4 protein-coding genes are annotated in these 2301 nt (G+C 67.4%); all 4 read left to right on the top strand.

All coding sequences use genetic code 11. From position 1 onward, the window contains the following. A partial coding sequence (fabF, locus tag AC1D15_RS27865; protein ID WP_477828558.1) for a beta-ketoacyl-ACP synthase II occupies nt 1–898 on the top strand: 898 nt, incomplete at its 5' end. Nucleotides 899–919: 21 nt separating this feature from the next. Continuing rightward, nucleotides 920–1399, top strand: a complete 480-nt coding sequence (locus AC1D15_RS27860; RefSeq protein WP_477828557.1) for a hypothetical protein — start codon at nt 920–922, stop codon at nt 1397–1399. 2 nt (nt 1400–1401) lie between these two features. Next, a complete protein-coding gene (rpoE, locus tag AC1D15_RS27855; RefSeq protein WP_477828559.1) occupies nt 1402–2010 on the top strand; it encodes an RNA polymerase sigma factor RpoE in 609 nt (202 codons plus the stop codon). Nucleotides 2011–2054: 44 nt separating this feature from the next. Continuing rightward, nucleotides 2055–2301: sigma-E factor negative regulatory protein (locus tag AC1D15_RS27850; RefSeq protein WP_477828556.1), on the top strand; the 247-nt coding region annotated here is incomplete at its 3' end.

Raw genomic sequence — 2301 nt, 5'->3', positions numbered from 1 at the left:
GCCGATGATCGAGGAAACCCATGCCGAGCTGGTCGACCGCGGTCCGCGCCGCGTGTCGCCGTTCTTCGTGCCGGCCTCGATCATCAACATGATCTCGGGCCACGTCTCGATCAAGTTCGGCTTCCAGGGGCCCAACCTCGCGATCGTGACGGCCTGCACCACGGGCCTGCACTGCATCGGCGAAGCCGGTCGCCTGATCGAGTACGGCGATGCCGACGTGATGGTCGCGGGGGGCGCCGAATCGACGGTGTCGCCGCTGGGCATCGGCGGGTTCGCGGCGGCGCGTGCGCTGTCCACGCGCAACGACGACCCGGCCACGGCCTCGCGTCCGTGGGACAGGGACCGTGACGGCTTCGTGCTCGGCGAAGGCGCCGGCGTCGTGGTGCTCGAGGAATACGAGCACGCGAAGAAGCGCGGCGCGAAGATCTATGCGGAGCTGGTCGGCTTCGGCATGGGTGCGGATGCCTTCCACATGACGGCGCCGAACGTCGACGGGCCCAAGCGCTCGATGAAGGCGGCGCTGCGCAACGCCGGGCTCAACCCTGACCAGATCCAGTACCTGAACGCGCACGGCACCTCCACGCCGCTCGGCGACGTGAACGAGAGCAATGCGATCAAGCTGGCGTACGGCGACCATGCGAAGAAGATGGTCGTCAGCTCGACCAAGTCGATGACCGGCCACCTGCTGGGCGGCGCCGGCGGCATCGAGACGGTGTTCACGACGCTGGCGCTGCACCACCAGGTGGTGCCGCCGACGATCAACATCTTCAACCAGGATCCCGAGTGCGACCTGGACTACTGCGCCAACACGGCGCGCGACCTGAAGATGGAGTACGCGGTGAAGAACAACTTCGGCTTCGGCGGCACGAACGGCACCTTGGTTCTCAAGCGCGTCTGACCGGCACGATCCGCGCCCGGCATGCATGCGCCAGCCGAGTTCCAGCTCACCGTCTCCCGCTTCGGCGCCTGGCGCGGCGGCCTCGCCGTGTCGGGGGTGGTGGTCTGGGGCAGTGCGTGCGCATGGTGGTCGGCCAGCGAGCGGCCGTTGATGTCGGCGGCAGCGGGCTTTCTGCTGCTGGCCTGCGTAGCCGCCACCGCATCGCTGCATTCCCTCGCTCGAATCCCGGCCTTCCTGCTGCGCTGGGATGGCGCTCAATGGCATCTGACGCGGGCCGCCGGAGAACCCTCGGCCGGCTCGCTGCAGGTGGCGATCGACGGCGGCCGCTGGCTGCTGCTGCATTTCGTGCCGGATCGGACTGCAACCGGCCGGGCGGCCTCGCACTGGCTGCCGGTCCAGCGCTCGGGGCTCGAGCGCGACTGGCACCCGCTGCGCAGCACGCTGTTCACCGCGCGCCCCCTGGCTGTGCCTGAGGCCTTGGGCGAGGGCCGCCGCCCATGAGCATGACCGCGCCGGATGCCGACGCCCCGCTGGTCGAGCGCGTCAAGCGTGGCGACGTGAAGGCGTTCGAGATGCTGGTCGTCAAGTACCAGCGCCGCATCGAGCGCCTGATCGGCCGCATGGTGCGTGACACCGACCTGGTGCAGGACATCGCGCAGGAAACCTTCATCCGGGCCTACCGGGCAATCCCGCAGTTCCGCGGCGAAAGCGCGTTCTACACCTGGCTGTACCGGATCGCGGTCAATGCTGCCAAGAAGGCGCTGGTCGAGATGAAGCGCGATCCGGTCGTGACGGAATCCGCACGGGCCTCGCGGGATGATGACGACGAAACTTCCCGCGTCGAAAATGAACTAAGCGACGGCGAAACGCCCGAAGCATTGCTGGCCTCGAAAGAAATTGCGGCGACAGTGAACGCTTCGATCGATGCGCTGTCTGAAGATCTTCGCCAGGCGATCACGCTGCGCGAAATCGAGGGCCTGAGCTACGAAGAGATCGCCGAAGTGATGAATTGCCCGATCGGGACCGTCAGGTCGCGCATTTTCCGTGCGCGCGAGGCGATCGCGCTGAAACTGCGTCCTTTGCTGGACACCCGGGAAGGCGACCGCTGGTGATGCGCGGTGGAGCCACTTGCTGAACATGAATGCTGGAGCTGGACATGTCACAGTCGTCTGAAGGCAGTGCGTCGATGGAGAACCTGTCGGCCCTGGTCGATGGGGAACTCGGATCCGAAGCGGGTGCGCGCGCCTGCGCGCAGTGGCGAGAGGATTCGCAGACCCGCGCCAGCTGGCACGCGTACGCGTTGATCGGCGACGTGATGCGCTCCGAAGACCTCGCCTCGACGGCTGACCGCGACTGCGCCTTCCTCGCCCGGCTGCGTGCGCGGCTGGCCGACGAGCCGGTGG

It is taken from the genome of Rhizobacter sp. P2_H2 (assembly GCF_056403375.1).
The sequence above is the reverse complement of the archived record's forward strand: the minus strand, read 5'-3'. Positions and strand labels throughout refer to the sequence as shown.